Here is a 26,026-nt window from a genome sequence, read left to right as displayed (position 1 = left end):
AACACAGCGAACCGATGCCTCATCGAATCTTGCTCACCGGTTCAACGGGATACATCGGTGGCAAATTGCTAACGCGATTGCAAAATCAAGGGTGTCGGATTCGCTGTCTCGCTCGTAGTCCAGAGAAACTCGAAGGAGATCTTTCGGACACGACCGAAATTGCTTCTGGAAATGTTCTGGATCGTTCGTCTCTCGATGAAGCACTTGCGGACGTCGATGTCGCGTTTTATCTCGTGCACTTGATGGGCGCGTCTGGCGATTTTGAAAAGAAAGATCGCCAAGCGGCCCAGAATTTTGCCTCTGCCGCCGAAGCAGCGGGTGTCCGACGCATCATCTACATGGGTGGACTGGGCGAATCCTCGGACCCGAATCTATCGCCGCATCTTCGCAGTCGACAAGAAGTCGGGGAAATCTTACGGAATTCGGGCGTGGAAACCATCGAATTCCGTGCTTCGGTCGTGATCGGAAACGGCAGCCTATCATTCGACCTTGTGAAGTCTTTGACGGAGCGTCTGCCCATTATGGTCTGCCCAAAGTGGTTGGCCACCCGTACACAACCGATCGCCGTGAACGATATGCTGGATTATCTCATGGCAGCAATCACGTACCCGTCGGACGGCAGTCGAGTCTTTGAAGTTGGCGGTCGAGACGTCGTCACGTATGGCCAACTCATTCGTGAGTACGCCAAACAAAAGGGATTAACGCGAGTGATGGTTTCCGTCCCATTGTTGACCCCCCGGCTTTCGAGTTGGTGGTTGGGATTGGTCACACCGACGTCTGCGGAAGTCGGTCGGCATTTGATCGAAGGGTTACGAAACCCGACCATTGTTCGAGACCAATCGGCTCTCGCGGAATTTGATATTCGTCCGATGTCAATTCAGGAAGCCGTCGAGGCAGCGATCGCAGATTCGCAAGAGCAAGACGCAGTATCATCATGAACAAGCAAACGCTCGGCATCTACCTCAATGATCATCTCGCCCTGATGAATGGTGAGCTGCAGCTTATTGTGCGTTGTCGTAGCAGTCAGCCGGGTGGTCCGCTGCGAACGTTTCTCGATGAGCTTGAGAGCGACGTCGCTGCTCAGCAGACGACGGCGAACGATGTCCGCACCCGATTCGGTTGTTCCGGCGGACTGGGAGGTCGGATCAAATCGAGCGCGGCTTGGATTGCCGAGAAAGTCGGTCGCCTGAAACTCAACGGTTCCGTCTGGAGTTATTCCCCGCTCAGCCGCGTCACGGAACTGGAAGGCCTCATCGCAACCGCTTGCGAGCGGATTGCATTGTGGGACACGCTCAACGTTCTCACCGATGCCGACCAACGGTTGGACGGGATTTCGTCCGGCTACTTTCAGCAGCAGTCCGAGAAGCATTTGGAGACGTTGCAAACCTATCGTCGAGCCGCTGCTGTCGACGCATTTCTGAACGCGGAAGACTCATCGGCCGACTGACGAAATTACTTCCCAGTTTCCGGTCCGTGCAAGTGTTCGCCACGCCGAGCGGCCTGCAGTGCATCCACGGTATCAACCGCAGCTCCCGGGTCGCCAAGAGACTTCATCCAAGAATCCAGTTCAGCCCGTAGCGTATCGCGAGTTGTCGAGAGTTCCGAAGAATCGATAAGATTTTTCATCTCGAAGGGATCGTTCGCCGTATCGTACAGTTCCTCGGCGGGCCGTCTTATGTAACGACGGGTCAGCTCGTAGACATCCGGTCGCTGCACCGGATTCGCTCCAACCCACGTAGCCCAATAGGGGTTGTTCAACCGCCCGCCCCCCATGAGATGCCGTTCGATGTAAATTTCATCCGGTAGAAGATTGCGGATATAGTGATAACGACCATCCGTCACCGACCGAATCGGATATCGTGGCCCTTCTGGAAGATTGTTGTGGGCCCCGTAGACGAAATCTCGGTGGTTTTTCGATTGACCGAGCAGCACGTTTGCAAAACTTTGACCATCGCAATCGGCCACCGGTTCGCCACCGGCAAGTTCAATCAGAGTCGGAGCGATATCAGCGTATTGCACCAACGCATTCGTCCGTTCCCCGCTCGCAACATGTCCACGCCAGCTTGCGATCAGAGCAGTATGAACACCGGTGTTCCAGTTGGTCCACTTGCAACCCGGAAATTGCGAACCTTGCTCTGACGTAAAAAGAACGAGCGTGTTCTCAGCGTTCCCGGAGTCCTCCAGGCATGTCAAAATCTCACCGACTTGCTCATCCATATACGTGATTTCCGCGAGATAGTCGGCATAGTGTTTTCGCGTTTCCGGTGTATCGGCAATGTTTTTGGGTAAGCGGATTTTCTTCGGGGGGTACTGCGACGCGTCGCCCATGACCCAGGGCACGTGCGGTTCGACCAAGGCAATCGTCAGGCAAAACGGCGTCTCGTGTTTGTCCGCCGAGATGTAATCTCGAACCGGGCCCAAGTCATGTGTACGAGTCGGCTGGCGGACACAATTCGGATCGAACCCGCCAACCGGATCGAACGGGAATGCAGCCGCCGGTTTGACATGCACTTTCCCGGCAATACCCACGCGATAGCCCAATCGCCGCAGAAAATGCGGGAGACTCTTCGTGGTCGGCCGACTCGCGGAATGATTCCAGGAACACCCATTGCGCAATGGATATTGACCGGTGAACAACTCCGCCCGACATGGCTGACACATGGCAGTCGCGAGATAAGCCTGGTTGAACGTGAGACCTCGCTTCGCCAACGCATCCAGGTTCGGAGTTTTCGCGTTCTGTCCGCCGTAAATTGGCAAATCGTTGTACGTGCAATCATCTGCCATGATGATCAGAAAGTTCGGCCGTTCGTCTCCGACAAGGGTTCCCACAAAACCGAGTAGACCGAGACAAAGTGCAAACAGGACAGACTTCGAGCGTTTCATCGTCGCTGCCTTTACGTTTCGAGGGGCCGATTGAGGACGGTGCTTGTGAAGAGATAAAAGTAAACGTAGCGAGCCACCAAGCATGAGAGCAACAAGCTCAATGGTGCCGAGTACACCATCCACTCTTCGCGTTTGAGGCCGTTAAGAATGATGACCGAAAACGTGTTGATCAGCAAATCCATGAACGCCACCGGCAGCAAGCAGATGAGCCGCCAACCGAATCGTCCCGCGAATTGAGCGGCAGTTGTAGCCGGTGGAAAGAGCTTGCGGCGTTCGGCCCACGCGTCTCCGACTTTTTTCTGCAACGATTCGGTCAGCACGGGGTCGGTTTCGATCCGCCCGCGAATCAGGCTGGCCAGCGTCAATTTGAACTGCTCGTAATGGAACAGACATTCGGAAACCGGCACCGGCCATCCGCGACCATCGGAGACTTCAACCAGCCGAACCGTTCTCCCGTACATTCGCCCGATCGATTCTTTCGCCGAATCGACTTCATCGAGATCGAAAGTCCGCAAGCCTGCATAGAGCAGCACCCGTCCGTCTTCTTGAGGAAGAAATTGAACATCGTGATAGCGGAACAACCGGGAATAGATCGTCTGGATCAGAAGGGCCAACGCAATGAGCGTGTATAAACCACACGCGATGGGCACGTGCGGGCTTTGCAACCAGTTCTTGAGTCCACCAAGTTGGGGAGTTGCAAGAAACAGCGTGGAGATCGGAATCGAGATCAAGACGGTAGAAAGATATTCCGGGAGGAACACCCCGTTATACTCGAATCGGAGTCCTCCCTGTGGAGGTTGCCGGTCGTTCACACGCAAGCCTGTCAGGACTGAGGCGGGTTATTGATGGATTTCAAAATCGCATCGAACTCCTGGGTGTCACGAATCGCTTTCAAATCCGCATCGTCTTGGATTTGCTGAGCGTCGCGGAATCCTTTTTCCACCGCGGATTTCAATGTCGCGAGTGCACGATTTCGATGGAGTTCAATTTTGCGATCGTCGGTCGGTTCCTGGGAATCCTTCGCATCGGCCAACCACTTCTCGACGGCCAAACTGTAGACGCAGGCCGTATTGTAGAGATGCACTTCTTTTCGATCTTCGCCAACTTTGTTTTTCTTTTCCGCAAGTTCCAAGAACTTGAGAGAATCATCGACTTGCCCCAGATGAATCATGGCCACAGCTTGTCCAATAACTGCATCGGAATCGGTCGGATCCAACTCGACGGCCTTCTCGAAGTTGGCGAAGGCCTGCTTGTATTTCTTCTGCGTCAGCCGGACATTGCCTCGTCCGGTGTAGGCGGCGACCAAATCTTCATCGATGGCCAAGGCAATCCCGTATTGGGCCACCGCTTCTTCGTACTTCTTCTGAGTCACGTAATGCTGAGCCTGACGAACGTACCGATAGGCGGGTGAACGGTCCCGAAGGTACTTCAATGCCCGGGTGGCGGCAGTTCGCTTTTTCTCTTTTTTCGAATGACTCGCCTGTTCGAGTGCCACGCGAGCCGTCCGCGAACCATGTTGCCAAAGTGCTTGCGACGCGGGTTCCCAAAGCTGTTCGATGGTGTCTTGTTCCAATGCCTCGGCGAGCAACTTAACTGCTCGATGGCTGCCCTCACGTCGCAGGATGTCACACAGTGTTCGGTGAAGATTTCCCGCCTTGGAATCCTTCAGAACAATCTCCGCGCAATCGAGAAGCCGATCGGACTGTAAGCGTTGAAGACTCGTCAGGGCGGATTGTTTCTCGTTCACGTTGAACTTCTCGAAACGATCCGCAATCTGCCGCGCAACTTCGCGATCGCCGATTTGCCCGAGAAGCTGAATTGCACTCTGCCGATTGGTTTCATGCTTGTCGATATATTTGAGTAGCAAAGGAATCGCCCGACGATCCTTTGTTCGGCTGAGAATCTGCGTCATGCGCGAATTCAACTTGAATTCCTCAAGCTGCTTGAGCAAAAACTCCAACGCGATCTGCTCGCTGTTTGCGTCGGAGTGCGACGACGCCAGAAGTTCCAAGGCGATCGGCTGAGTTTTCTCATCACCTTCGTCGAGGGCCTTGCGAAGCAATCCCTCCAACTTGGGATGCCCCAAACGCGTCAAGGCTCTGAGTGCGGAGCGGCCCACATCGGTGTTGAACTCCTGAGCGAACTTGTAAATCGCTTCGCCCCAAATCGGAGCTGGATATTTCGCGAGCACGTCGACAATCGCTCGCTGTGTTTCTTCGTCACCATTCTCCAACAACGATTTCAATACCACTTGAGCCGAGGCAAAACGCGATGTCGCTAACGCCTCGATCGCGATCACTCGATGAGCATTCTTCGAGTCCGCCACAATGCTGCGGAGTTTTTGAATCGCTCGTTCGTGACCATGACTCGCCAATGCAGCAATTGCGGACTCTTGCAGTGGTTCCATCTTCGACTCTGAAAGTTTCAGCAAGATCGGCAATTCACTTTCCGGCAACCGATCCCCGCCACCACGGAGAGCGGCGGCTTGGAGAATGGGATCATTGGAACGCAAGCTGTCCAGCAATTCTTCGGTCGGCAACTTCGCGTACGCGGATTGAAGTGCCGCGACAACGGCATCGGCTTTGGTCTCGTGATACAAAGGGTTGACCGTGGATGAAATGCTACCGCGATTTCGTTTTGGTAGATTCGCCACATGAACCACTCGCAGCGACGTCGGCAACGACGGGAATTGCGGATAGCTGTTGTGTCGTGATGAATTGGTCTGGCCAACCTGCCCGAGAGAATAATTCAGCCAATTCACTAAGTTGCTTTCGAGCGATGGTGTGTCGTCTTTCCATTCAAGCACCACGCGAGCCACTTTGTCTTCGGTCAAGCGGTCGAGTTCCTCGACCACCGTTCCGAGACTGATGCCATTGAGGTCGCCATGAATCGTCAAGATGCCCAGACATTCATACGGCCCCATTCGGGCGGTTTCGAGACGGAGTTTCCCACGGAACAGCCGATTGATGTCCAACGTCCGCTGCTGACCATTCAATTTCAACGTGAGATGCATCGTCGGAATGCCGCCACCAAATGGCATTCCATGAAAGACCATACCAGCGGCGGCAACCTCTCCGGGGGGAATCTTTAGTGTCTCCGGCATGAGCATCTTCTGCAAACTGCGATACTCATTACCGATGGAATAACCGTAGCTTGGAAACCCTTCTAAGTCGGTCAGTGGATAAAACTGCGTGTCCGCGGAAAACTCGATTTCGTCACGGACGAGTTTCAATTCTTTTTCCGTCGTATTGGCAATGAGCAGTTCGAATGCCACGTACCGAGTTCGAACCGATTTCCCGTTCTTGCTGGTGTAGTGATATCCAACGTAGGGCACATCGGGGACGATGTAGATGCCAGGTTTGTCGGTTGGTGTGGGTTGCGGTTTCAGTTTCAACCGCACCAATTCATCGTCCATCTGACGAAACGATTCCAACGTCAGTTCAAGTTTGGACTTTTGTTTTTTCTCGGCTGAAGCCTCACTCGTTGTGCCTTCGGCAGACGGACGCTGTGAAGACGGCGAATTGCCAAATGGGCTTTGTGCAACTGCGTATCTATCAGCGAACGTAAAACACCCGCACAGAAATGCGAGACCTGTGAGGAGTAACTTCGACACGTCTACTTTCTCCAGCACGATTTTGCGGAACAAACGCGGGGAATGCCTTGGCCGATCGCCGCGTTTGATATCTTCGCCATTATAGCGCGTTCCCATCGAAGATACACGGTTGAAGCCGAAAACCGCTGCATGATTTTACACCGTTCTTCCGTTTCTCCCGAACTAAGCCAACACGGGACCGGCCGAAATTTCGAACCAGAACTGCGTTTGCTCGCCTGCTTCGAGCACTTGCAAACCGGCGTCGGTCCCGGTTTCACAATGACTGTTCGCATGGTCCAAATTGATGGCGTCCGTGACGCAAGTGTATGGTTCTAAGCAGATTGCAGCTCGCCCCGGTGGGGTGAACGCCACCAACTCGCGGAACACAGGGTCACATCGCTGCGCCACTTGCAACCCGGCGGTTTCGTCGTAGATCACGCTGATGAGTCCGTTCGAGTCCATCTCCAACCCAGTATAAACATCGTCGAGCTTGAGCACATCGAAATACGCCCCCTCCTTCAATGCCTTCTCTTCTGGGATTGGTCCGCGTTCGCCAGTCGGAAGGCAATGATCGGTCATCCACATTTGCGTGACCGGCGATTCAATCAAACATCGGGACGGTTCACTCGCCGGCGACAACGGAAGTTTGAAGTAAGGATGCGTGCCGAATCCCCAGGGCAATGGTTTTTCATCTGGGTTGGAAATGGTGACTTCGCCACGAAGCGGTCCGTCGGCCACACTGTATCGAACGCGGATCACGAAATCCGTCGGCCACAACGGTCGCCGTTCCGGAGCGTCCTTGGAGAGTTGAAATTCACCGATCACATAATCGCCGCCCTGCTCTACGACTCGCCATGGCCGATCCAAGCAGAAACCGTGGATCGCATGACCGTTCGGATCGACGCCCACGTCGTCGGCACTCATGCGGTACGTTTGGCTGTCCCACTCGAACTCACTGCCGTGAATCCGGTTGGGAAATGGAAACAGAAGTGGAATTCCGTGCCCGCTGGGGCGCCCCTCACCGGCGATGAATTCGGGACCGGCATCGAGCACATCGACCGTTTGTCGATCGAAACGCGCTTGATACTCGAAACAGTTGAAGCCGAAATCCACGGCAATTTTCGCGGTCGATTGAGTTTGAGCGTCGGTGATCGTGACCACATTCATAGGAAAATTCCGATTAAAGCTGGGGATGTCACCCTGTTATCCTCTCGCCGGCCGCGAAGACATTCAAGCGTCAACTGGGAACATTTGGGTCACTTTTCCTCAACCGCGTCGCACCGCTGGCGTGGAAATCGTGGGCTGCTTACAATAGCGGCGTTATGTCACAGCAACCGGCTCAATTCACACCCGACACGACGACGGCAATCGTGGGCGTTGGCCTCATTGGAGGTTCGATCGCTGCTGCGTTGAAGTCGCGCGGCCATCGGGGACGCATTGTCGGAATTGGTCGGAACGCGAACCGACTCGAATCGGCCGTTGACGCGGGTTTGATCGATGAATTCGCCACGGATTCCGCTCAGGTTCAAGCCGATCTCTACGTTTTTTGCACGCCAGTCGATCGCATTCCCAAAGACGTCTTCCACGCCAGCGAAACCGCGAACGCGAACGCCGTGTTTACCGATGCGGGCAGCGTGAAAGAACTAATTTGTAACACCCTCGATGCCGACGCACTCGGTCGCTTCGTGGGATCACATCCACTCGCCGGGTCTGAGAAACGCGGTTTTGAGTACGCCGAACCGGATCTGTTTGTTGATCGAGTTTGCATCGTCACGCCGACTGAGAACTCAGCAGACTCGAGTGTGGATTTCATCGAGCAGTTCTGGCGTTCGATCGGAATGCGAACGCTGCGAATGTCACCTGCGGAACACGATGCCGCCCTGGCACAGACGAGTCATTTGCCGCATTTAATGGCATCTGTTCTCGCCGGGTGTTTGCCAATGGACTGGGCCAATTTGACATCCACCGGGTTCGCCGACACCACCCGCATTGCCGCCGGTGACGCGGAGTTGTGGACAGCCATTCTGCTTCAAAACCAAGGGCCGGTCCTCGCAGCGTGCGATCGATTCGAAGAAACTTGGCGGAAGTTTCGCCAAGCCATCGAGACGTCCGATGCCACTGAACTGACTCGACAACTCGCCCAAGCCAAAAACATCCGAGATTCGATAAACACCGATTGATTACCTTTCACCCCTCAACATAAGCCGATCTTCCATGCTTTGGGAAATTGAAATTCGCCCCGCCGCTGGGCAAACTGACCGCGAAGCCGAACGTGTCCTCGCTGATGCGCGTGACTTTGGGCTCGCCAGCGTCAACCGCATCAACACCGCTCGCTCGTTCCTCTTGGAAGGCGATTTGAGCGACGCTGATGTTCAACGAGCCGCGTCCGAATTGCTGGCCGATCCGGTCGTGGAGACGTGGACGATCCGTCAGATCGACGGGCAGCCGGTCTCGGCACATTCGGAATCCGTCTTGAATGTGTTGCTCAAACCGGGGGTGACCGACAACGTCGCCCGAACCGCTGCGGCGGCACTCGCCGATTTGCAACTTTCCATCGATGCCGTCGCCACGTGTCGCCGGTATACCTTGAACGACGACGCTACGCCGTCCGATCGCGATCGCCTCGCTGCGAAGCTGCTCTCCAATGACGCCATCGAACGATTCATCTGGGGACCGCTGCAACTCGACGGACTTGCGATCGACAGCGACTATCGCTTCGAACTGAAAACCGTCGCTATCCGCGAGATGGACGACGACGCACTTATACACCTTAGCAAACACGGCCAGCTCTATCTGAGCTTGACCGAAATGCAGACGATCCGCGATCACTTCATCAGCATTGATCGTGACCCGACCGACATCGAATTGGAAACCGTCGCCCAAACTTGGAGCGAACACTGTTCGCACAAAACACTCGCCGGTCGGATTCGCTATCGCGACGAGAACGGGGAAAAATCGTTCAACAACATGTTGAAAGAGACCATTTTCGAAGCCACGCAAACGATCCGCAAACGCCTCGGCAACGACGATTGGTGCGTGAGTGTGTTCGAGGACAACGCGGGCATCGTCAAATTCAATGATGAAGAGAACGTGTGTTTCAAAGTGGAAACGCACAATCACCCGTCGGCTCTGGAACCGTATGGCGGAGCCAACACGGGGTTGGGGGGCGTGATTCGCGATCCACTCGGGACCGGTCTCGGAGCACGCCCCGTTTGCAATACCGATGTCTTTTGCTTCGCACCGCCAGATACCCCGTCCGAAAGTTTGCCTCCCGGAGTATTGCACCCGAAAGTGGTGATGCAAGGTGTCGTCGCCGGTGTCCGCGATTATGGTAACCGGATGGGGATTCCAACCGTCAATGGAGCTGTCTACTTTGACGATCGCTACCTAGGGAATCCGCTCGTTTATTGTGGAAACGTGGCGATGATTCCGGTCGACAAGTGCGAGAAACGCTTGCAACCGGGTGATTACATCGTCGCCGTCGGTGGACGTACCGGGCGTGACGGCATTCACGGGGCGACGTTCTCATCGGCAGAACTCACGGAGGAGAGTGAAACGCTTTCCGGCGGAGCCGTGCAAATCGGTAACCCTGTTGTCGAAAAAATGGTGATGGATGTCATCCTCGCCGCTCGCGATCGTAATCTGTATTCGTCCATCACCGATTGCGGGGCTGGTGGATTCTCGAGTGCCGTCGGTGAGATGGGCGAGAAAACCGGTGCGGAGGTCTGGCTGGAAAAAGCACCACTCAAATACGCCGGTCTGTCATACACCGAGATTTGGATCAGTGAAGCCCAAGAGCGGATGGTTCTCGCCGTCCCGCCGGAAAATTGGGACGAGCTGCATGCCCTCTGTGAGTCCGAAGGTGTCGAAGCGACGATCATCGGAAAGTTCACCGAAACCGAACGGCTGATTCTCAAATATCACGACACCCAAGTCGCCGACTTGACCATGGAGTTTCTCCACGACGGTCGCCCGCCGGTTGTGAGAGACGCCATTTATGAAGCCCCGAAAACTTCGGATTGGCAGAACACCGTCTCCGTCGAAAGCAACGACTGGACGGGGTATTTGCACCAGATTCTTGGTTCGCTCAATGTGTGCAGCAAAGAATGGATCATTCGGCAGTACGATCACGAAGTGCTGGCGGGCAGCGTGGTGAAGCCTTTGGTCGGTGTTCAAAACGATGGCCCATCCGACGCCGCCGTGGTTCGTCCGCTGATGACCTCCAATCGCGGGTTGGTCATTGCATGTGGAATGAACCCGTGCTTCGGCGATGCCGACCCCTATTGGATGGCCGCCGCTGCCATTGACGAAGCGATCCGAAATTGCATCGTCGCGGGAGCCGATCCCAACCAAATCGCGATTCTCGACAACTTCTGTTGGGGCAATACCGAACGGGCGGAAACGCTTGGGAGTCTCGTACGGGCCGCTCTTGCTTGTCACGACTTTGCCGTTGCTTACGGTACGCCATTCATCAGCGGCAAGGACAGCTTGAACAACGAATTCTCCTTCCAAGACGAGACTGGTAACAAGCAAACCGTCGCGATTCCATCGTCGCTGCTCATCAGTGCTCTAGGACAAATGGAAGACGTTCACCAAGCGGTCACGATGGATCTGAAAGCCGCCGGCAACGCTCTTTATCTGCTTGGGGAAACCAAACCGGAATTGGGCGGCAGCCACTTTGCTCTCGTTAGTGAACAAACCGGCGGTGCAGTTCCCAAACTCGATGCCGAGTTGGCCACGAGGATTTATAACGGCTACTACCAAGCCAATCGAAACGGCCTTGTCCGTTCCGGTCATGACTTGAGTGAAGGCGGTTTGGCGGTTGCACTCGCGGAGATGGCTTTCGCTGGTGGTCTCGGGGTAGAAGCCGACCTAAGCGAACTATCGCAGCAGACCGGCCTGGCCGATTCGGTGGAATTGTTGTTCTCGGAAAGTAACTCTCGGTTGCTGGTGGAAGTTCCTGCCGATCGCGAGACCGATTTCCAATCGCACTTCCAGGGTCTTCCCTGTGTTCGCGTCGGATCCGTGACCGAAAGTGATCGAGTTGTTGTCCGGGCTGGGCAAGGTTCCGATCATGTTTTGATCGACGGAACGCTAGCAGCTCTCAAGCAGAGTTGGAAACAACCGTTGGCCTGGAACTAGAGACATCGTCCCCGCACATCCTGAAGATTGAGAACCCATGTCATCCGACTCGTTTAGCGATTCATCGTCATCGTGGATTTTGGAAACGCCGCCCGCGGACGTGCAAACAGAGATTGTCGACCGCTCCCACGAACTCCCGGTTGTGATCGACTTCTGGGCGCCGTGGTGTCAGCCCTGCCGAGCGTTGGGGCCGGTGTTGGAAAAATTAGCAACCGAAGGTGGCGGTCAGTTTCTGCTGGTAAAGGTCAACATCGACGAACACCAGGAACTCGCCCAGGCATTCCGCGTCAGTTCCATCCCGGCCGTCTTTGCACTGAAAGATGGTCAATTGGCTGACCAATTCGTGGGGGTGAAAGACGAAACCGAACTCAAAGCTTGGTTGCAAGGTTTGGGGCCTTCGCCAACGCAGGAGTTGCTGCGACGTGGTCAAGAGTTGTCCGAGAGCGATCCACTTGCTGCCGAGCAGTCCTTCCGTGAAGCACTCTCGCTCGAACCAGACAACGACGCCATTCGGGTTGCGTTGGCGGGCGTACTGGCGCAACAAGAGAAAGACGACGAAGCCCGGCGAATCATTGACGATTTGGAAAAGCGTGGTTTTCTAGAACCGGAAGCCCAACAAATTAAGTCGGCATTGGAACTACGAGCATCGGCCGAGGAAGCCGGTGACATCACGGAACTCCGATCCGCCGTTGCGGAAAAACCCGACGATCTCAAATTGCAATTGCAACTCGCCGAGACGCTGGCAGCACACAAGCAGTTCGAAGAGGCAATGAAGATCTGCCTGGAGGTCATTCACAGCGATCGTGACGGGATCGGTCAGGATGCTCGGGAAAGCATGCTGAAGATGTTCGACTTTGTCGGTGCTGGCTCACCGTTGGTTACGGAATATCGTCGCAAATTGGCCACAGCGTTGTATTAGGACATACGTCGGCACGCTATTGCCCGGCGGACTTCGATCCCCACGGCGATGCGGTGATCACGTCGCCTGTCTTCAACGGACGAGCGGCGACGGTGAACCCTTCCTCGTGGGCAAACGCTTTTAGTTCTCGGTACAAGCCGAAGCTGTCTGGATAAACCCAAAACGTGAGTGTGGCCCCCGGCGGTGCAAATCGCAATTCGCGGATGAAGTCCGAACCTGCCGAAAGGGCCTGACGAGCATCTTCGCTTTGCAGTTCATCAGTCGGCTGAAACTTCAGCAACACGGGCACAATTCGGACGGCAGCATACCCCAACTGAGCCCGTTCCAATCGCGACAACGATTGCCTGACAACAACGTAGTCGACCTCGAAACCACGGTAGGGACCAATGCGGCCTTGATGCTGTCGAACTTTCGTCAGCCAACTTTTCTGCCGTTGAAGTTGATCCTTCAACCGACCGATGAGTTGCTCCAACGGGACCGTTGCAACCCGACCCCCTTTGAGGTGGAAGTGCATTTCCGGCCCATTCACTTCTCGGCTGACCGGAGTGAAACGATGTTTGATCGCCTCTACACGTTTCGATTCCTGCTCCGCATCCGTGAGTTCGCGTTGCTTTCCGACAAACTCGATTTCCAACCGACGGTACTCCCGTTGGATTTCCGCCAAGCGACCCGCACGATCTTTCGTCTCGGACTCCACACGCTCGAGTTCCTGCTCTTTCATCCGACGAATTCGGTCGGCTTCGGCGCTTTGAGCGTCGAGGGATTTGATAGCCTCGGCAATTTCGTTCGCTCGTGTTTGCAGCGCGCGAAGTTCCTTCTCGGTTCCACCGATGGCTGCCAGCAATTCTTGCGATGGTGGCACGATGCGAACCGGTCGCGGTTCGGCAATCGCGGGCGGCAAAACGGGTTCGGGAGGTGATTCCAATGGCGGTGGTTCGGTTGCCGATATGATTGCCGAAGTCAACGCCGGATCGATCAGCTGTGCCGGAGCGATCGTCGGTGGTTTGCGAGTGTCTTCAGAAATGGACGGGAGGGATTCGACAGCGACCGGTTCCGGTGTTGGAATGTTGAATTCAACAACCGGCTGACGACTCACACGCACGCCCACAATCACGATGAGGATAATCAAAATCCCCACGACGTTGGCGATGATGTCCAAGAAGGAATCTGAGCCGAATTCAAGAGACGACTGGCGTTTGCGGCGGCTCATGGTTGTCCCTCCGTCGTAGTCTCAAGGCGGCTAGCTTCACGCTGTAACCCCCATTCGATCGCGGTTTGGTCCAAATGCCCGTACAACTTTTCCGCCCCCGGCGCGACACGGAAGTCGAGCGTCGGGTTCCAATAGAATTTGGTCGGCGGGTAACTCCACGATCGAGCCGTGCGTTCAATCGCTTCCAACATCCAAACGGAAATCTGGTCAGCGGTTTCCGCCTTTGCAGTCCGTACCAGAAAGGCGTCACCCACAATCAAGTGATCCGGGTAAACCTCGATCCGCACGGCCCGTTCGAACCCGATTGTCGCACGGGGATCGGAATACCCCCACCGATGCGGTCGTGGTTCCGTCTTGCGAAGTTTGTTCCGCATGTAAAGGGTCGCAAAGTCCGGCAGAATCGCCTCGCCTTGTCCACGATTCGTGCTCGGGGAGCCAGGCGTACCAGTTCCGTTCGGTGTTCCGGAAGGACGTCGAGTCGGACTCGTTGCAACCGGATTGCCAGACGAATTTGCTGCTTCGGACTTTCCGGGTTCGCCGTTTGGTTGCTCGCCTCGATTCGCGTCCTGCGATTGAGTGCCGGAATTCTCTGACATCGCATTCGGATTGGAACGACCGGGAGTGCCGAAGTTGATCTCGCCGAACTGTCCGAGTTCGTCCCCAACGTCGCCACCCTCAGCGAAAAGCCGTCTTGGTTCTTGCGAGTCTTTCGTGGGTGCTGGCGGAACGTGGGTGCCACCCCCTTCTTTTTGACCGACTGACTGTGAAGGTTGCTGTCCTCCGGACCGATTGTCTTCCGCAGATTGTCCGTTCGAGCCGTTTGTGAATGGGTGGTTCGGTTGCCCCACGCGGCCCATTCCCGATGCAGGTGGACCGCCCGCTTCGCGGCGTGTCCGGTCACTGGCGATGGCGGCGAAGGTATCGGCCTTGTCACGAGCGGTTCCGTTCTCACGCATGCCGGCTGGCAGTCTTCGGACGTTCCCAGCTTCTTCACCGAAATCGTCCGGACTCACTCCACTGAGCAAGTTCCGAGCAGCACCAGCATCACCCTCGTTTCCGGCCCCCGTCCCAGTGCCTGATAGGCCACGATCAACCAACAACTGTCGAAGCTGCCGACGTTCCGACATCAAATTCGCGATTGCACGACGACACGTCTCCGCGGCAACGGGATCAGGCTCGGGCAAGTCGAGCGGCAAATTTTCCTCGAGTAACTCGTACCCGATCGGACGTTCCAATGCCGCCAGCAAGTTCCGTGCGTTAAAAAATTCCGCCCCGCTTGGTCGCACGATCAACATTACGTACGGTTCCGGTTCGGCACCGCCGGATCGTCGACTAAGTTCCGACCAGTATTCCAGGAGCGCCTTTGTTCCCGCGAGTAATGGATTGACCTCGTTCGTATAGCCCTCGAATTGTTCGGGAGTCAGCGCGACGTTTTCCGGCACGAATCGCACGCCTTGTCCGGTCAGCTCGATTAACACGGGTCGCATATTCGTTCCCGTGCGGCCATCGAACGGCGTGATCGCAAACTTCGTCGGTGAGTTAGCCGCAACTCGTCGCGTCGCCGCGATTTGCTGATCCGTCTTGGCCAGTTGCCCACGGACCCGCTCAATGCGAGCCGCCAATTCATTGGCAAGTTGTGCATCCGCGGACGCGGTGGCTTCGATCACCTGAAGGGACTTTTCGAGTTTCTCGACTTCCGAGTCGATCTGTTTTCGTCGTGCCACGAATTGCTCGGATTTGTCCGCTCGGCGAGCCACTTCTGATTGCCAAGCCTTCCGGAGTCCCTGGAGTTCCTTGAGTTTCTCTCGCAGAGAAATGTTCGGATCCGGCGGATCAGGCCGACGGATGAACCATTCGATCGGCGGTGGTGGTGGCAATTCGCGGGGCGGTTCCGGTTCGGCTTGTGGAAGCGGTACATCGAACGGGGTCGGTTGCACGTTTCCTAGAATTACCGTTCCCGGCCACGGTGGTAGTCCGGTTCGCACTGGCTCTTCGATAGGCAGCGGTACCGGAACAATTTTCGGTTGTGCAGCGGAAGCCGCTTCAAGTTCGGCTTCCCGTTGTGCTTCCACTTTGGCAATGGCTTGGTGACGAATTCGGCGGGTCGTGACAATCAGCAAGAAGATCAACGCTCCCATCGCACAGACAAGCACCGCGAGAAATGGAAACAATGAAACCGATTCGGTGTTGCTTTTCGAGCGGCTCATTTGGGCAACCGACTTTCACCGTTCGAGTTCAAATGTCTCACTGTATACCCGATGCGTCACCGACCTGTTGGCCGTGCCGAGCAACGTGAGTCCCACCAACACGGCTCACACCCGAGCCGCGGCACACGATTCCGAAGCAATACTGAAACCGTCACGCGGCTTTGCGGTCACTGGGGCGAACACGGGCCGTCAGCATGTGAACGGCACCGTTGAGACTGTGAATCGTCTCCTCGAGCGCTTCGGTTGTTCGCAGTGCTTCCAGGTTTTCGGTCAGCCGATCTTGCAGGCGACTCAATTCGGTTTCCTGGGTCACGACCTGCAACAGCACATCCTTCTGATCGCCGAGCATATCGACCTGACGATTCAGATCAGACCGCAAGACGTCGATCGCTTGCTCGCCACGTTGGCAAATTTGCTCGCTGTGCTGGGCGGACTGGGCGAACAAGGTTGATTGCGATTCCCGGAACTCCGCCATGACTTGCTTCAATTGCTCGGCCACGGTGCGGAACGAATCGAGAAACTCGGTTCGCACGCTGCGAAGTTGTTCTTCGTGGTCCGCCAGAGTGGCTGTCATGCCTTGTGAAAGGGATTCGTTGAAGTGGTTCTGTTGATGCTGGACGGATTCGGTCCAGCGATCACGCATGGATTCCAACGATTCCTGCCACAGTTGAGCTTGCCAATTCAACAGTTCCTCGGTTTGCGTCGCAATTTTGGCGGACGCCGAGTGTTGTGCGTCCATGAATTCGTTGCCGGTTGTTCCTCCCGGCGTCACACATAAAGGAGCCAACCGACGATTGCCGATGTCTTCGACCTGTGCCAAGACGCGTTGTTCCGATTGCTCGACAAGGAAATACCCGAAAACCAAAACCAACGACAACGCCAGTGACAACGCGGTGGTATCGAAGGCAACGGCCAAACCGCCAGTGACGGCACTCAGAGACGTATCGAGTTGTTCCGGTGTGACATTCGCAATCGCCAACGTAATCCCGATCACTGTGCCCAAGAATCCGATGATCGGTACGGCCCAACTGATTGTCCGCACCAAACCGTAACTCTCGTGGACGCGATCGCTGGTCTGGTCGGCCAAATACTTGAGGTGATCTTCCAAACCCTGGCCGTTCGGACGGCTGTGCAGATACTCCGCGACGTCCACCAGGCGATTCGCCAAGTGCGTATTTCGCCACCGCTGTGGTAGGAAATCGATGGCCCGTTCCAATTTCAAACGGGCATCCAACGGCGAACCCGTATTCGCAGCGTTGTCCTGCGAGAACGGTCGCGCCGAGATCGCGGCTCGTTCGCCGACGAGACGCAACGCCTTGATCAACAGCGTCGCCATGCCCGTGCAGAACAACGCCATGATCGCGTATTCCAACGGGTGGCCGCACAGGTAGCGTTCCGCCATACCCCGATAAACTGGCAAATACGGGATGGCCTGATAAACCCCAACCGTTAACGCCGCTCCCCAGAGCAACGGCTGATTCAACAGCGTCGAAAACAAACCAGTCTTCCGATGGCGTGTGTATAGATCGGCGTTTATTGAGGCACGTTCGGAAGTAGTCATACATTTCGCTCCGAAGAAGCAACCAAGTCGGTCCCTAACCAAATTGATCGACCGATTTTGCCGGTGAGTTGATTCGAAGCGAATATTCCGGTTGAAACGGTTCCCCGCAATCCTTGACGTCTTCCTAAATCACCCAAGTTGAAACCGTTTTTCCGCGAGCAACTTGCCCGCATCATGCCGGACTGAGAAACACTTACCGCACTCAAAATTCCCGATGACACATGCGGACGGCTCAAAATTTCCCTGTAGAGCCAATTTTCGATCTGTGCTAAAGTCCCGGCCGCACGCAGTAAGCGGCGTATTGGACAAGTATTTAGAGTCGTCCGGTTCACGGAGGGACGGGCCATGCCCGGTTTGCAGCAAGCGAATCGTTCGCGATCGTTCGCATCGATCGCCATTTGGGTCACAGCGTTTGCGTCGATGGTTTTCATCGCTGCTTGGCAATTTCAGTGGTTACCCACCAGCGAGGTCGAAACCACCGACGCCGGGCCAAAACCTGGCTTCGAGTCGGTTAACGACACTGAAGAAGCGTCGCAGTCTCGGCATCTCGAAGACCTCAATTTGGCCGACGAGAACGCCCTGTTTGCCCTGCAACAGGAACCAGAAATCCCAGCCGATCAGATTGTGGATACGGCTCTGGTTCCTTCGCGACCAAACACCAGCTCCGAGCCGCCGCCGTTCACCCGCACTACGCCGGCAGCACCCGTGGAACCGCGTCGCTTGGCTCATGTCGACGACTTCCAACCGATTTCGTCCAGTGATGCGCCAATCCGCACCGTCTCGACAGAAGAACCAACCAAACCGGTCTCGAATGCGATCGAGCCGAAAAACGAAATCGTCAACAAACCGCCTGCGCAATTGCCGGTCGCCATGCCGCCCGGTTTCGATGCCGCCCAACCGATCTTGGCCCGCGTCGATGAATTACTGACCAAGGGCGGGCCTCAAGAGTTGATCGCCGCCCACAAGGAACTTTCCAAGCTTTATTGGGACCATCCCGAATGGCGTGACGCCTTGCAATCGCGAGTCGATCGAACGTCGCAAACCATTTACTTCCAATCTCAGCCGCACTTTATGAAACCTTATGTCGTTCAGTCGGGCGACAATCTTGGTCACATTGCAAAGTTGTACCACGTCCCATGGTCCTATCTGGCAGAGTTGAACCAGACCGACCCTCGCCGTATTCGTCCGGGACAGCGTTTGAAGGTCATCAAAGGCCCGTTTGGTGCCGTTGTGGACCTTAGTCGTTTCGAGCTAACCATCGAGCATCACGGTTTTGTCGTCAAACGCTACCGCGTCGGGATTGGCAAAGATCATTCCACGCCGGTGGGCGAATTCACCGTGAAGAACAAGTTGGAAAACCCAACATATTACGGGCCGAACGGTGTGGTCATCGATCAGAACGACCCGCAAAATCCGTTGGGGGAATACTGGATCGATCTCGGCGATTCCTACGGAATTCATGGCACGATTGAACCAAATTCCATCGGGCAAGCTAAATCGGCCGGCTGCGTGCGTCTTGATGACGAATCCATTCGGGAGGTTTTCGCCTTTCTCTCGGTGGGATCGAAAGTGATGATTCGTCGCTAGACCCCAATTTGGTTCTGAGATTGTCTGCGGAGCCAGCGAAAACTTCGACATCGCTGCTCCGCGTTACTGCTTCGGCATCGGCTGGTCGCGCTCACCGACGAGGCCGTTGAGAGTCGCGGTTTTGTCGATTCGTGAGGGTCCGTTCGCTTGCGGCGTCGTAAGTCGTTTGCCACAATCGGTTCTTGTCATGTTTCGGATGAACGCCGACTTGAGAAGGATCGAACGATGATGAGCGAATGGCGTCAGTGGGGACTGTTTCTGGCAGTCGGGGTCTTACTAATCGGAAACGGTTGTAGCCGCTCCTCGGATGACGATGTTGACGGTGACGACCCGTCGGCAGTACTGCTCGAAGATTTCGACGCCCCACCATTAGCTGAGTTGGACAAAACCGCGGAGTGGGAAGACCGCCCCGTGATGGATGGCCAACAGTTGCTCAAAGAGTACTGGGCTCAGAAAGAACGAATCGCCACGGTCGAAGAAGCTCTCTCGCTAAAAAACGATTCCCCCGAGAACAACGAGAAAATTCTCGATGCCCTCGGACGTCCACCAGAAAGCGACGACGAAGTCGATTGGGATGCGGAAATCGTCCGGCAATCTTCTCGGGACGTCAAGAGCACGAACCCGCTGTTTATCAGCTCCACGACTGAGTTTGACGTCATGGGTCTGACCAGTTTCGGCTTGTTCTCCTTCGATTGGCGAATGCAGCCTTACGCCGCTAAGGATACCGTTGTTTCCTGGCAATCGAGCAAGGACCGCATGTATGACAAAGTTGTGATGCGGGACGACCTGACCTGGTCCGACGGAAAACCCATCACAGCTCATGATGTGGTCTTTTCTTTCAAGACAATCATGAACCCCAAGGTTCCGGTTCCTGCTGTGCGCTCCGGGACAGACGAGATTCGCTGGGTCGAAGCCTATGATGACCATACACTCGTGTTTTTCCACAAGGAATCGCTGGCAACAAACGTTTGGAACATCAACTTCCCCGTCATTCCGAAGCATATTTACGAAAAGTCGATCGCAGACGACCCGACACTGCAAAACAGCGATTATCACGTCAAATACGAAAACAAACCCGTCACAGGCGGCCCGTACATCATCGAATCGCGAAAACGAAATTCGGAAATCGTCCTGAAGCGACGCGAAGGCTGGTATGAGCAAGATGGCAAGCGAGTCCGCTCGAAACCCTACTTCAAGACAGTTCGGTTCAAGATCATCGACGACGAAGGCACCTCGGTGTTGGCAATCAAAGAAGGCGAAGTCGAAGAACTTCTCTTGAACGCCGAGCAGTGGACGACCCAAACCAATGACTCGGATTTCTACCGATTAAACACCAAAGTCACCGCAAATGAATGGACGGGATTCCACTTCTTCTGGAACTTGAAAACTCCATACTTCAAAGATCAGCGAGTGCGGGAGGCGATGTCGTATGCCTTCAACCATGATGAGCTTCTCGACAATCTACTTTATGGTTTGCATCAACCAAGTGTGGGCACGTTCCATCCAACCTCTTGGATGGCTCCTGAGAATCCCCCAAAACCTTATAAGCAGGACCTAGTCAAAGCTGAAAAGCTGCTGGACGATGCAGGTTGGGACGATTCCGACGGCGACGGCATTCGCGACTTTGAAGTGAACGGTGAGCTGATTCCATTTGAATTCGAAATCATTTGTTCGGCTGTCGATGAGCGAATCAAAATCTGTACGCTGCTCAAAGAAAACTTGGATCGCATCGGTATTGTTTGCAACGTGAAACCGCTGGAATCGACGGTTTTGCAACAACAGATGTTAGAGCACCGCTTCCAAGCTGCTTACGGTGGATGGGGTTCTGGTGTCGACCCGGACACATCCGAGAACATCTTCACGACCAAAGCGATCGACAACGGCCGGAATTACGGCTCGTATGTCAACGAAGAAGTCGACAAGCTCTTCGAGCAAGGCAAACGCGAATTCGATCGTGAGAAGCGAGCAGACATCTATCGCAAGATTCACGAACTTCTCTGGAAGGACCAACCTTATACATGGTTGTTCTACCGCAACGCCTTCTATGCATTTAATAAAGACCTACGGGGCTATTATTTCAGCCCACGCGGTCCCTACCACTACGATCCTGGTTTCTTCGCGATCTGGAAACCAGCGAAATAAGACAGGTCAATCGACCGGCTAATTTGGTCCACGCTCATCGTTTTGTTCTTCAAGCGAATGAACTTTCAGTGAGCGAGAACCAAACAAGCATGCTTCACATCAATCATCAAAGCCTTCATTGGTCTTTGCGTTCGATTTGACTGGGAATCTTAGCGTCTATGTTCTCCTATTTGGTTCGAAGACTCCTCCTGAGCGTGATCACGCTTTTTGCGATCACGTTCATCGTCTATGGCTTAATTCGGAGTATGCCGGGAACGCCGTTGACGATGGATATGGCGACAGCCGATCCAAGTAAGATGCTCAGCCCGGCTGACATCAAACGACTGGAGCGTGACTTCGGACTCGATAAGCCTTGGTACGAAGCCTATTTCTATTGGCTGGGCGAGGTCATGCAAGGCAACCTCGGCCGCTCGTTCGCACAGAAAGTGCCTGTTGCCAAGTTGATTGGCGAACGCATTGGCCCAACACTTTTGCTCTCAGTTAGTTCTCTACTATTGACCTATTTGCTAGCCGTCCCCATGGGTTTGTACGCGACGATGAGAAGCGGCAAAGCGGACGAGCGGACGTTGAGCACAATCCTATACATGCTGTACTCGTTTCCTTCGTTCGTGGCAGCACTGCTATTGCAGATCTTGTTCTTCCAGAAACTCGGTTGGCTACCACTCTACGGACTGCATTCAGACAACTATGAGAGTCTATCGATCCTCGGCAAGCTCAAGGATGTCTTTGAACATGCGTTGATGCCGGTCGTCTGTTTCACTTATGGAAGCCTTGCCTACTATAGTCGGTTTGTCTACTCGAATATGCAGGAAGTGATTCGTCAAGACTATGTTCGCACCGCGACGGCCAAAGGACTAGGACCAAAAACTGTGCTAGTGAAACACGCCTTTCGCAACACGCTGGTCCCATTTGTGACTCTCATTGGATTGACGTTGCCGTCACTGCTAAGTGGTGCTGTCATTATCGAACGAATCTTTCAATGGCCCGGGATGGGGCAACTCTATTTCGAAGCCCTCAATGCCCGTGACTATACGATTGTCATGGGGCTCACACTGATCTTTGCCGTTCTGACATTGCTAGGCCAATTGCTAGCAGACTTGTTGTACGCTGTCGTCGATCCCCGTGTTCGGGTTTCCTAGTTGTTGCCAGCCTGAAGTCTTTTCGGAGTTCGTCTACAGAAGCTATGAGTGACCAGGAAGCAATCACCGAATCACTACCTCCCGAAACGCGGGCACGGACGACGAAGTCGCGTGGCTTTTGGGGTGAAACTTGGGCTCGTTTTCGACAGCGAAAATTAGCAATGTCAGCCTTGGTTTTCGTCCTCGGTCTGACATTAGTGGCCATGCTAGCGCCAGCGATTGTCGGCACGCGGCCGATCGTTGTGAAATACAAGGGCAGCATCTATTTCCCAGCCATGGGGTACTTCAACTCTTCCTGGGAGAACCCTGTCTTTGCGCGGGACAAATTCCGTCGTCGCTACCCGAGCAACCTCCAAGAAAAAGACCCCGAGAGCTGGGCGATTTGGCCACTCATTTACCAAGATCCTTACCGACGGGTTTACGACGACGAATGGCCGGGGATGCCGGGCAACCCTACCGGCAGCGACGGTCACCCCAATCGCTATAACATCATGGGCACCGACACACGTGGTGTCGATGTCTTCGCCCAACTCGTCCATGGCACGACTGTCGCGCTTCTCGTGGGATTTGTCTCAATGGGCATCGCGACCGTGATCGGGGTGACGTTCGGTGCGATTGCAGGGTATGCCGGTGGCTGGGTCGATATGCTGTTCAGTCGAATCATCGAAATTGTTCTTTGTATCCCGGCACTCGTCTTGATCCTGGCGTTACTCGCGATTGTCGAGCGTCCGACAATTTGGCATCTCATGGCCGTCATCGGTTGCACTCGTTGGACCGGCATAGCACGTTTAACACGCGCTGAATTTCTCCGACTGAAGGAGATGGAATTTGTTGCCGCCGCTCGCGCGTTGGGTCTGGGTCGAACACGCATTATCGTCCGACACATTCTGCCGAATAGTCTTGCACCGGTCTTGGTGCCGGTGACATTCGGAATTGCTTCCGCGATCCTGATCGAAAGTGGCCTCAGCTTTCTCGGCTTCGGTGCCCCGCCGCCCGAACCTAGCTGGGGGAAACTACTTAAAGACGGACGCAGCCATTTGGAAATGTGGTGGTTGATCGTCTTTCCGGGATTCGCGATCTTTATGGCAGTTCTTAGCTACAACCTTATCGGAGAAGGAATCCAAGAGGCCACCGACCCACGGCTTCGCGACACTTGATCACTGAAACTGCCGGTAGTTCGTTTGACATCCCATCGGAAACCTGGAATATGGAACAATCAACAGGTCCGTATTCCAGTCAGAGAAACGAGGGTCAAATGCGAATTTCAATGGCGGTAGTTGTCGCGGCGATTGCGATGATCGGTGGGATCGTGGACTCAGCCGCCGCCGCGGATGTGACCATCAAGGGAGTCCATTTGTGCTGCGGGCGTTGCGTGAAAGACGTCGCCGATGCGCTCGACGGTATCGAAGGCGTTTCCGGGGTTTCGGCAGACCGGAATTCCAAGGTCGTGAATTTCAACGTTAAAGACGACAAAGCTGCCAAGGCCGGAGTTCAAGCACTGGCTGACTACGGCTTCGGAGGCAACGCGGTTCACGAAGATAAGCCACTGGCGTTTCCAAGTCCGGGGATCAAAAAGAACGCCAAGGGGAACGAAGTCACTTTCGAAGGCGTGCATCTTTGCTGTGGTGGATGCGTTGTCGGTGCTAAGAAAGCCGTCCAAGATGTCGAAGGTGTGGCCCAAATCGCGATTGATCGCGAAGAGAAAACCGTCAAACTCACGGGTAGCAAGATTTCGTTTGCCAAAGCATTTGCAGCCCTTAAGAACGGTGGATACTTTGGCACTCTCGCCAAGGAATAACGGTCGTTAGCTTTGGAATGTCGGTCGATTCGGTCGGTGAGTTGATTCCCCACCACACTTAGCGGCACAATGTTGATCCCTCGCGTGATCCCCACAGGGACATGACTGTCGTCGTGCCCAATATCCGCGAGGGATTTCTGCATGTTTGAATCAAATGAACAAGGAGAGTTGAATGATGAAACGACTGACACAGTTCGCATTGCTCGCGATTGTCGGATGGTGTGGATTGGCGACGGCCGCTGACCCCGGCGAGCGTGAGTTGTTCGACGGAAAAACGCTGAACGGCTGGAACGGGAATCCCAAGTTTTGGAGCGTCCAAGACGGTGCACTGACCGGAAAGACCACGCCGGACAATCCCACCAAAGGCAACACCTTCCTGATCTGGGAAGGTGGCGAGGTTTCCGATTTTGAATTGACGCTGGACTACCGCATCCAAGGCGGGAACTCGGGGATTCAGTATCGCAGCTTCAAACTCAACAATGCGGCCGACGAATGGCGAATCGGTGGATACCAAGCGGATATCGATTCCGGCGACACCTACTCCGGTATTCTCTACGGCGAGAAATTTCGTGGCATTCTTGGCAAACGCGGAGAGCAAACGAAACTCACGCGGAATAACGGCAAGTTCAAGGTTGAACTGATCGAGAAATTCGGCGACTCAAAGGCGATCCAAGAGAAGATTAACAAAGACGACTGGAACAGTTATCGGATTGTCGCGGATGGGTTCCATTTCACTCACTATATCAATGGCGTGAAGACCGTCGAAGTGACTGATGCGGACGAGAAGGAACGACGCAAATCGGGTTCGCTCGCTTTGCAACTTCACGCCGGCCCACCGATGACGGTGCAGTTCAAAAACATCCGGCTGAAACCCATCGCAAAGCAAGCCGCCAAATCAACCGAAGGCAAGAAGAAGGTTGTTTTCGTGGCCGGTCGACGGAGTCACGGTTATGGTTCGCACGAACATAAGGCCGGTTGCATCTTGTTGGCGTCAGCTCTGGAAGCCAGCAGCTTGCCAGTTTCCACAACCGTTGTGACCAACGGCTGGCCTGAGGATGAATCGGTCTTCGACGACGCGGATTGCATTGTGATTTATGCGGATGGCGGTGGACGACACCCGATGAACGCACATTTGGACAAACTTGAAGAATTGATGGACGACGGTGTGGGGTTGGTCACCATTCACTATGCCGTTGAAGTTCCGAAGGGCCCATCCGGCGAAGCCCTGCTCGACTGGACCGGCGGCTATTTCGAGGCCAATTGGTCGGTCAATCCTCACTGGACGGCGGAGTTCGCGAAGCTACCTTCCCACCCAACCACGAACGGCGTGAAACCATTCAATATCAACGATGAATGGTATTATCACATGCGGTTCCGCGATGAAATGGCCGGCGTGACCCCGATCCTCAGCGATCTTCCGCCGAAGTCAACGCTGAGTCGTCCCGATGGTGCCCATAGCGGGAACCCAGCGGTGCGTAAGGCGATCGCAGATGGCCAAATCCAACACACGGCTTGGGCAACCGAACGACCGGACGGTGGACGCGGCTTCGGTTTTACCGGTGGCCACTTTCATTGGAACTGGGGACACAACCAATTCCGGAAACTCATGCTCAATGCAATTGTCTGGTGTGCCGGCCTCAATGTTCCAGCCGATGGTGTCGCCCCAGGGACCGTCACGGTGGATGATTTGCAACAAAACCAAGACTACGATGCACCGCAGAACTTTAACAAAGCTCGAATTCAAAAAATGATCGAAGATTGGAACCGCTAGGTTTGCCTGCTTCCGAATCCAATCCCGATGAAAGCGTCTGTCTTTCGTCGGGATTTTTTTATTTCGATAGACAGA

General features: G+C 54.8%; 18 protein-coding genes. 11 read left to right on the top strand and 7 right to left on the bottom strand.

What is annotated here, in order from left to right; translation table 11 throughout:
- Window positions 1-14 precede the first annotated feature (14 nt).
- Together G6R38_RS12270 and G6R38_RS12265 are read left to right on the top strand one after the other, a co-directional pair.
- Window positions 15-938: an NAD(P)H-binding protein gene (locus tag G6R38_RS12270; RefSeq protein ID WP_166825281.1), complete on the top strand. Its 924-nt coding sequence runs from the start codon at window positions 15-17 to the stop codon at window positions 936-938.
- Window positions 935-1,447 (top strand): hypothetical protein, encoded by a 513-nt coding sequence (locus tag G6R38_RS12265; RefSeq protein WP_166825278.1) that lies wholly within the window; start codon window positions 935-937, stop codon window positions 1,445-1,447. Before G6R38_RS12270 ends, G6R38_RS12265 begins: the two co-directional genes overlap by 4 nt.
- A gap of 5 nt (window positions 1,448-1,452) precedes the next feature.
- On the opposite strand, the gene G6R38_RS12260 is transcribed toward G6R38_RS12265, so the two are convergent.
- The 4 genes from G6R38_RS12260 to G6R38_RS12245 all read right to left on the bottom strand — a co-directional run bounded on the left by G6R38_RS12260 (window position 1,453) and on the right by G6R38_RS12245 (window position 7,642).
- On the bottom strand, window positions 1,453-2,883 hold the full coding sequence (locus G6R38_RS12260) for a sulfatase family protein (RefSeq protein ID WP_166825275.1): 1,431 nt from the start codon (window positions 2,881-2,883) through the stop codon (window positions 1,453-1,455).
- 11 nt (window positions 2,884-2,894) lie between these two features.
- Window positions 2,895-3,695, bottom strand: coding sequence for a hypothetical protein (locus G6R38_RS12255; protein WP_166825272.1), 801 nt, complete (start codon window positions 3,693-3,695; stop codon window positions 2,895-2,897).
- An 11-nt stretch (window positions 3,696-3,706) separates the two neighbouring features.
- On the bottom strand, window positions 3,707-6,592 hold the full coding sequence (locus G6R38_RS12250; RefSeq protein WP_166825269.1) for a HEAT repeat domain-containing protein: 2,886 nt from the start codon (window positions 6,590-6,592) through the stop codon (window positions 3,707-3,709).
- A 66-nt stretch (window positions 6,593-6,658) separates the two neighbouring features.
- Window positions 6,659-7,642, bottom strand: a complete 984-nt coding sequence (locus tag G6R38_RS12245) for an aldose 1-epimerase (RefSeq protein WP_166825266.1) — start codon at window positions 7,640-7,642, stop codon at window positions 6,659-6,661.
- A gap of 155 nt (window positions 7,643-7,797) precedes the next feature.
- Here G6R38_RS12245 and G6R38_RS12240 point away from each other — a divergent pair, with 155 nt between their 5' ends.
- From G6R38_RS12240 to trxA, 3 genes are read left to right on the top strand one after another with little or no spacing between them, the layout of a single operon-like run.
- On the top strand, window positions 7,798-8,655 hold the full coding sequence (locus G6R38_RS12240; RefSeq protein WP_166825261.1) for a prephenate dehydrogenase: 858 nt from the start codon (window positions 7,798-7,800) through the stop codon (window positions 8,653-8,655).
- 34 nt (window positions 8,656-8,689) lie between these two features.
- On the top strand, window positions 8,690-11,617 hold the full coding sequence (purL, locus tag G6R38_RS12235; RefSeq protein ID WP_166825256.1) for a phosphoribosylformylglycinamidine synthase subunit PurL: 2,928 nt from the start codon (window positions 8,690-8,692) through the stop codon (window positions 11,615-11,617).
- A gap of 37 nt (window positions 11,618-11,654) precedes the next feature.
- Window positions 11,655-12,536, top strand: coding sequence for a thioredoxin (gene trxA / locus G6R38_RS12230; RefSeq protein ID WP_166825253.1), 882 nt, complete (start codon window positions 11,655-11,657; stop codon window positions 12,534-12,536).
- A 16-nt stretch (window positions 12,537-12,552) separates the two neighbouring features.
- On the opposite strand, the gene G6R38_RS12225 is transcribed toward trxA, so the two are convergent.
- The 3 genes from G6R38_RS12225 to G6R38_RS12215 form a co-directional block, all read right to left on the bottom strand.
- Window positions 12,553-13,746, bottom strand: a complete 1,194-nt coding sequence (locus G6R38_RS12225) for a hypothetical protein (RefSeq protein ID WP_166825250.1) — start codon at window positions 13,744-13,746, stop codon at window positions 12,553-12,555.
- Window positions 13,743-15,953 (bottom strand): hypothetical protein, encoded by a 2,211-nt coding sequence (locus G6R38_RS12220; protein ID WP_166825247.1) that lies wholly within the window; start codon window positions 15,951-15,953, stop codon window positions 13,743-13,745. Before G6R38_RS12220 ends, G6R38_RS12225 begins: the two co-directional genes overlap by 4 nt.
- Window positions 15,954-16,104: 151 nt before the next feature.
- Entirely contained in the window at window positions 16,105-17,514 is a 1,410-nt protein-coding gene (locus tag G6R38_RS12215; protein ID WP_166825244.1) for a MotA/TolQ/ExbB proton channel family protein, read from the bottom strand.
- 345 nt (window positions 17,515-17,859) lie between these two features.
- On the opposite strand from G6R38_RS12215, the gene G6R38_RS12210 reads away from it, so the two are divergent.
- The 6 genes from G6R38_RS12210 (at window position 17,860) to G6R38_RS12185 (ending at window position 25,951) form a co-directional block, all read left to right on the top strand.
- Window positions 17,860-19,101, top strand: coding sequence for a L,D-transpeptidase family protein (locus G6R38_RS12210; protein ID WP_166825241.1), 1,242 nt, complete (start codon window positions 17,860-17,862; stop codon window positions 19,099-19,101).
- A gap of 225 nt (window positions 19,102-19,326) precedes the next feature.
- Entirely contained in the window at window positions 19,327-21,243 is a 1,917-nt protein-coding gene (locus G6R38_RS12205; RefSeq protein ID WP_240928175.1) for a peptide-binding protein, read from the top strand.
- 158 nt (window positions 21,244-21,401) lie between these two features.
- Window positions 21,402-22,382, top strand: a complete 981-nt coding sequence (locus tag G6R38_RS12200) for an ABC transporter permease (RefSeq protein WP_166825238.1) — start codon at window positions 21,402-21,404, stop codon at window positions 22,380-22,382.
- A 44-nt stretch (window positions 22,383-22,426) separates the two neighbouring features.
- A complete protein-coding gene (locus tag G6R38_RS12195; protein ID WP_166825235.1) occupies window positions 22,427-23,539 on the top strand; it encodes an ABC transporter permease in 1,113 nt (370 codons plus the stop codon).
- A gap of 98 nt (window positions 23,540-23,637) precedes the next feature.
- The gene (locus G6R38_RS12190; RefSeq protein WP_166825232.1) at window positions 23,638-24,180 is read left to right on the top strand and encodes a hypothetical protein; all 543 of its coding nucleotides are present in this window, start codon (window positions 23,638-23,640) and stop codon (window positions 24,178-24,180) included.
- A 172-nt stretch (window positions 24,181-24,352) separates the two neighbouring features.
- Window positions 24,353-25,951, top strand: coding sequence for a DUF1080 domain-containing protein (locus G6R38_RS12185; protein WP_240928173.1), 1,599 nt, complete (start codon window positions 24,353-24,355; stop codon window positions 25,949-25,951).
- Window positions 25,952-26,026 lie beyond the last annotated feature (75 nt).

The sequence above is a fragment of the Thalassoroseus pseudoceratinae genome (assembly GCF_011634775.1).
GTDB lineage: Bacteria > Planctomycetota > Planctomycetia > Planctomycetales > Planctomycetaceae > Thalassoroseus > Thalassoroseus pseudoceratinae.
Note: the sequence above shows the minus strand (reverse complement) of the source record. Positions and strands in the feature narration are given on the sequence as shown.